Origin of the sequence: Geotalea sp. SG265 (genome assembly GCF_022808985.1) — a bacterium.
Classification (GTDB): Bacteria; Desulfobacterota; Desulfuromonadia; order Geobacterales; family Geobacteraceae; genus Geotalea.
The window spans coordinates 44,942-50,941 of the sequence record NZ_JAKZFT010000022.1 but is presented as its reverse complement, the minus strand read 5'-3'; the positions used below and the strand labels follow the sequence as shown (position 1 = coordinate 50,941).

The following is a 6,000-nucleotide window of genomic DNA, read 5'->3' as shown; positions in this document are numbered from 1 at the left end:
TAAAATGGCTGTAGGACATGGTGGGTTCCTTTCCGTAGTGAGTGTTGGTCGCGCTTCACACACTACCAGAAAACCATCATGTCCTGCTTTTTTATCACGTGGTGCACTTACGAATAGAATCTACCCATTCAACTTCCTTATTTTGATAGCGTTACAGAAAAATCACTTGCAAAGGCCAGAAAAAATGAGGCTGCGTTTGAAGAATTCCGGAATGCATTTTCAAAAGCACTCTCTGATATAGATTCCGAAGTTGGCATAAGTCAAAAGAAAATCGATCAGGTTATTGGGGACATTATCCGATCTCCAGTCGCAAAGGTAGAGGCAAGAATGAAGGCATTAAGAAGAAACCTATTTCTGGATGCTGTAATGTTTATTGGTACCTTGACCACAAGTATTCTTGCCAAAGAGCCTGTAACCGCTGGCGCAGCTCTGCTGCTTGCTGGGAAAGCTGTATCTGATTACAAAGGTAACAAAAATGAAGAGGATAAAATCAAAGAGAGTCCAGGATATTTTTACTGGAAAGCATCTAAACGAAGATAGTTAGAAGTAAATTTATAGTTTTTATCTTCAGAGAATGAAGCGTTAGTCACAACCCAGCGTGGCAGACGGTCTGCGCTGCGCTCTGCCGCTGCACTCACAGCCGTTGGCGATGGAGATTTTAATTACTTAATGCGCAGATGAAGTCCAGAGGATATATGAGGATGGCTCTGTCGCTGAAAATATCATACCTAAGAACGCAAAGGATGTGGGAATAGATTTGATATAATCAAGAAAGATAAGCCGATATCAACAAAGGTATAGTACCACAGACTAAATTCTTTTTTATTTTTGTCTCACCTAGTTCGTTTACACGCTCCCCTAGCACCGGCAAAGCTTGTTTGCCCAGATTGTTGAGACGGCAGAGGACTCTAGTTTAAGCAAAAATTCTAAATTGTTTCGGAAGCATCTACAATTATTGCAAACAGCATGCTAAGTATTTGGTTTCACTTTGTTAATCTTCCAAACATTACACCCGATGAAAGAGCGTATTAGAGTTCTTATTCACACCATATGAAACCAAAGATTGTCACAATAAAGGGTAAGCCTCATTTAGTGATTATTTCCTATAAGGAATACCTTGACCTTTTAGAAGCAGCAATAAAGCCAACTCAGCTACAAATGCCAAGACCAAAACATAAGCTGCAAACTCAGAGGGTGTTGGTGCGAGAGAATTGTGATACTCCTGAAGAGGTGCAACGAAGGCTAGATAAAGGTGAATCACCAGTAAAAGCATGGCGTCTATACCGAGATTTGACCCAAACCGAACTTGCTAATCTGGCCAGTGTCAGTAATTCAACAATTTCATTAATAGAAAACGGAGTGAGATGCGGAACAACAGAAACTCTTGAAGCTATAGCTGATGCGCTCAATGTTCCAACGGATATGCTGGGATTGCCCAGGGGATAGCACGTAGAGATATCAACTTGCCAATGTACCTAACAATCGTACTGCAAGCCTCTTAGTTTTATCATCCATCAATTGTAGTAGCCGATAAGCCTGATCATCAAGGCGTTCATCTCCTTCTAGGTGTCTAAAATCAAATAAATCTTTCATCTCCACCTGAAGCTCCCGAGCTATTGACTCCAACGTATCCATCGAAGGTGAGCTTTTCCCTCCCTCAATCCTGCTTATCTGTTTTGGCTCGACTCCTACCCTTTCAGCAAGCCTTTCCTGCGATAATTGCCTCAGTTTCCTGACCTCCTTTATCCTCGCCCCAAGCAGTTCCTTAGATGTCTGCATATAGTCCTCCTGGAATTGAGGAAGTATCAGCAGATATCCGACTTTAAGTAATACCCTGTAATGACCTCAAATTAAGAATACCTGGACATATGAGGGGGTCTATGGTACATCAGATAGGTGCTTTGAGGTTATTTAGGTACATTTCAGGACCATTTTTTCACAAGCATCAAAAGAAGGTTCGATATGTCCAAGGCGGTGAAAGTAGGAATCATTGCAATCAATTGCATATGGTTATCACCTCTGACAGGAGGAGTCTCGATCATCGTCGGAATTATCGGAATCATAATGGTGCTTGGCGAATAAGACTTGTATTGAGGGAGGGGCGATGAGAACTTTAGGCACAATCGGTAAATGGCTCGTATACGGGACAATCGCAGTTTCATTGGCTGCCTGCGGAGGCGGAGGAGGTTCGTCTGCCGTAACGACCACAAATAATGGTAATCCGAACGGCAATACTGGTAATACCGGAGATACCAACAACACACAGACTATAACCGTACCTTTGAAGACAGCAAAAATTGCATGTGGTTCGGATCATAGCCTAATAGTCGGCAGCAACGGCGTCGTCAAGGCATTAGGACGTAATGACTATGGACAGTTAGGAGATGGTTCTACAATCAATCGTGGAACGCCGATTCAAGTTTCTGGATTAACGAATGTAGCTGCTGTAGCAGGAGGAGAAAACCACAGTCTAGCTCTCAAGAGTGATGGAACAGTGTGGGGCTGGGGATCGAATTACAATGGCCAACTTGGTGATGGCACCAATACAAACCATAGCACCCCAGTTCAAGTAGGAATTTCAAATGTATCAGCTATTTCAGCAAGCTGGCACCAGTCGGTTGCACTAAAGTCTGACGGAACAGTATGGTTATGGGGATTAGGCTATGGCTCAACACCTGCAAAGATGGGTAACTTAACCAATGTTGTCGCCATCGCCACGGGAGCGTACTTCGTGCTGGCCCTGAAGAATGATGGAACTGTTTGGGCATGGGGTGATAATGGCGCGGGACAGTTGGGCAATGGCACCTACACAAATAGCACTTTGCCTGTAAAAGTTGACTCTCTTACAAACGTCATAGCTATAGCTGCTTGTGAAGATGCCTCCTACGCCATCAAATCGGATGGTACAGCGTGGGCTTGGGGTTATTGGGAAATGGTCGGCTACCCTGTGACTGGAGGCGGTAATGCCAAGACTCCTTCACAGATTACAGGAATATCCGGGGTGACCACTATTGCAGCATCATACTCTCATGTTTTGGCCTTGGGAACAGGTGGTGCTATAGGTTCGTTCTGGTCTTGGGGACAGGCAAACAACTATGGAGAACTAGGTGATGGTACATTCCTAGTAGACAGAAGGACTCCTGTCCCTGTAATCGGCATCAGTTACGTGACGGACATTGCGGCAGGCCGTGACCACAGTTTGGCAGTTAAATCAGATGGAACAGTATGGGGCTGGGGCAGAGCGGATTATGGGCAGATTGGTCTAAATCCGACAATGACCAACTACCCCACATTGACCAAAACACCTGTACAGATCCTCAATCTACCATAGGCATAGCATTATCAAAGCAGGATGGGGCATATCGAAGATGATATGCCCTTTTTCATTTCTGACCATCTTCAGCCATAGCAGAAAGTAAGAAAATAAAATTCCCACAGCCATTTCATTTTCAAAAGTTAGGCCGACCAGAGTGATTGAATAAGAAGAATCCATTCCAGAACATCGCCAACCCCAGGGGGTCATTTTTTAGGCATTCAAGCCTAACGCAGGCACGGTCAACACTGACCGTGCTTTTTCTTTTTCAAAAGGAGGTGGTCTGAAGACAAGTTAGCCATAGCAATGAAACCCATGTGCGACACTGAAGTAAGCGTACCAGTAACAATGCAAGGAATCACCACTAAGGAGCATAGGAAGACAGTATATGTCCATCCTATTGCTCCTAATTTATTTCAAGGAGGAATCATCATGGAACAGATCACACCAACACTGAAGCTGCATACCAGGCAAGAGAAAGGAGGAACCCACATCAACAGCCTTATCATGACCCATAAGGGTAACAGTTACCATCTATTTGCAGGCGCCAAAGACACAGTCCATGTATTCAGCGAAAGCATCGCCCTCTACGTACTCACCGTCAACAAGGCAGAAGGAACACTGGGCCTTAACGCCTACATGGCCCCTGAACCATTCCCTATCAATACGTTCATCCTACATTCCTCCAAGGACATCAAACGTACTTTAGGTTCCCAATGGGAAAAACTATCACCGGAAACCCTAATTCAGAACCTCACAAAACACCTCATATAAAGGAGACATGTAATGTACACACCACTCAACACAGATATCGCCAAACGTGAAACGTTAGCAGCCATGATCGGCACTTATCAGCAGGCAATTCTTAAAATCGAAGAAGCATATTCTGTTCTCGAAGAAGCACAAAATTCTCTTCGTGCAGTTTTCCTTGATGCTCCAGGTTATCGTTTTTGTGTTAACGAACGTGACAATACTGATGTGGGGAAAGTGGCCAGTAAAGCCATCATAGCCAGGATTAAGAAGGACGCTTGGGCTGTAATCGTTGAACGTATGGAATTACGGCGTCTTCTCTCGATCCAGAGAAGGAATGAACTTGATGCTCAGATTGAAAAGGGAGAGTTGCCAGAACTGACCAATGAAACTGTTGTTGCCCTATTTGAAACATCAGCAGCAAACGTGAAGACCTACCTGGAGGAAGCGGTAAAGGAAGTATTTGAATTCCTGCGCCCCAGACAGAGCAAGTACAAAACCAATACTGAATTTGAGCTGGGTAAAAGAGTCATTCTTACCTGGCAGGTGGAAAAGGGATGGAACCATGGAACGTTCCGGGTCAACTACCATCGAGATAAGTATTTATCAGCGTTGGATAACGTCTTCTCAATGGTCGATGGTAAGGGTCCGATCAAGAGCTATCATGGCCCGCTATACGACGCCATTACAAGTAGTCCTGATGGCACCGGTAAGACCGACTACTTTAAGTTCAGATGCTGCGTTAACGGTAATCTGCATGTGGAATTCCTGAGACCTGACCTGGTTACAAGGCTGAATGCTATCGCCGGTGGCAATCGACTACGGCAAGATTAATCCCTAAAGTAGGTCAATGCAGGCCTTATAGCGAAGACAATGGCCAGCAACAACAATACCCACCAATACGATCTCACTACATCCGCTAGATAAGCTCCCATCACCATTCCCAGCAACAGGCAACTCCACTTCAGTAAGGCAACGTCTAACCAACTCCACACCTTGTTCCTCAGCAACCTCATAGAACTACCTCCAGCAACATTATATTCCAAAAAAGAAAGGAGAAGTACCATGACTATTCAAACCCTTTTCGGACCAGAAGAAGTAACCAGGAAGCCCAGAACCATCAAATTCAGGATCATCAAGCCAGTATTCGAGACGCTACAAGTCCAGGAGGATGTAACCCGGTATATATCGCCAAAAGAGCGTTATACGTCCCCGCAACAGGTGTTCGAGACCTTCTATTTCTTGAATCATGAGACGAAGGAATATTTCATGGGCCTTCACCTCGACGGCAAAAACAGAATTGTAGCCATAGAGGTTATCAGTATCGGAAGCTTAAACCAGAGCATTGTCCATCCAAGGGAGGTATTCAAAACAGCACTGCTCTCATCTGCAGCAGCAATAATTCTTGTCCATAATCATCCTACCGGAGATCCAACACCATCCAGAGAGGACATCGAGATTACAAGGAGGCTAAAGGAGGCAGGAGAATTACTTGGGGTAAAAGTGCTGGACCACATAATCGTGGGTCAAACCTACCATTCATTCGTGGAAAGGGGGCTGTTGTGACCTGCGAATACTGCGGAAGGAGAATTTCAGAAAATGACGCAACCGGCATTAGGCATGGAAGTATCGATGCCCAACATGATGAAGCATTCATACCTGATCGAGATGCAGCATGGATACTAATCTGCTCTTTTTGCAGCAGCCAATTGCACCGGCTCATCTACTGCAACCTTAAGCCATCAATCAATCCCACCTTGTATAAGACCTTCATGCAGACCAAATAGCCTACCTGCAAATTCGCACCATCTAATTCTATCGCCTGCAATTCTTACGTCCGGCACCTCACGGCAGCCATCTCTCGCATGTGTTTTTCATAGTGTATCTGAGTAAGATGCTTGTGTTATCAGCGGAGATCAGCAGGGAATGATGATTTT

General features: G+C 44.8%; 7 protein-coding genes. 6 read left to right on the top strand and 1 reads right to left on the bottom strand.

Annotated elements, in window-relative coordinates; genetic code table 11:
• The first annotated feature begins 327 nt into the window (after window positions 1-327).
• Both ML541_RS17815 and ML541_RS17810 read left to right on the top strand, forming a co-directional pair.
• The gene (locus ML541_RS17815) at window positions 328-540 is read left to right on the top strand and encodes a hypothetical protein (RefSeq protein WP_243375061.1); all 213 of its coding nucleotides are present in this window, start codon (window positions 328-330) and stop codon (window positions 538-540) included.
• A 510-nt stretch (window positions 541-1,050) separates the two neighbouring features.
• Window positions 1,051-1,446, top strand: coding sequence for a helix-turn-helix transcriptional regulator (locus tag ML541_RS17810; RefSeq protein ID WP_243375058.1), 396 nt, complete (start codon window positions 1,051-1,053; stop codon window positions 1,444-1,446).
• 12 nt (window positions 1,447-1,458) lie between these two features.
• Here the strand turns inward: ML541_RS17810 and ML541_RS17805 are convergent, their stop codons facing one another.
• Window positions 1,459-1,779 (bottom strand): helix-turn-helix transcriptional regulator, encoded by a 321-nt coding sequence (locus ML541_RS17805; RefSeq protein ID WP_243375056.1) that lies wholly within the window; start codon window positions 1,777-1,779, stop codon window positions 1,459-1,461.
• 325 nt (window positions 1,780-2,104) lie between these two features.
• Here ML541_RS17805 and ML541_RS17800 point away from each other — a divergent pair, with 325 nt between their 5' ends.
• The 4 genes from ML541_RS17800 to radC all read left to right on the top strand — a co-directional run bounded on the left by ML541_RS17800 (window position 2,105) and on the right by radC (window position 5,629).
• Window positions 2,105-3,331, top strand: coding sequence for a hypothetical protein (locus ML541_RS17800; protein WP_243375053.1), 1,227 nt, complete (start codon window positions 2,105-2,107; stop codon window positions 3,329-3,331).
• Window positions 3,332-3,745: 414 nt separating this feature from the next.
• Window positions 3,746-4,087, top strand: a complete 342-nt coding sequence (locus ML541_RS17795) for a hypothetical protein (protein WP_243375051.1) — start codon at window positions 3,746-3,748, stop codon at window positions 4,085-4,087.
• 12 nt (window positions 4,088-4,099) lie between these two features.
• A complete protein-coding gene (locus ML541_RS17790) occupies window positions 4,100-4,897 on the top strand; it encodes a DUF4942 domain-containing protein (protein ID WP_243375049.1) in 798 nt (265 codons plus the stop codon).
• A 231-nt stretch (window positions 4,898-5,128) separates the two neighbouring features.
• Entirely contained in the window at window positions 5,129-5,629 is a 501-nt protein-coding gene (gene radC / locus ML541_RS17785; protein WP_243375047.1) for a DNA repair protein RadC, read from the top strand.
• Window positions 5,630-6,000: the final 371 nt, after the last annotated feature.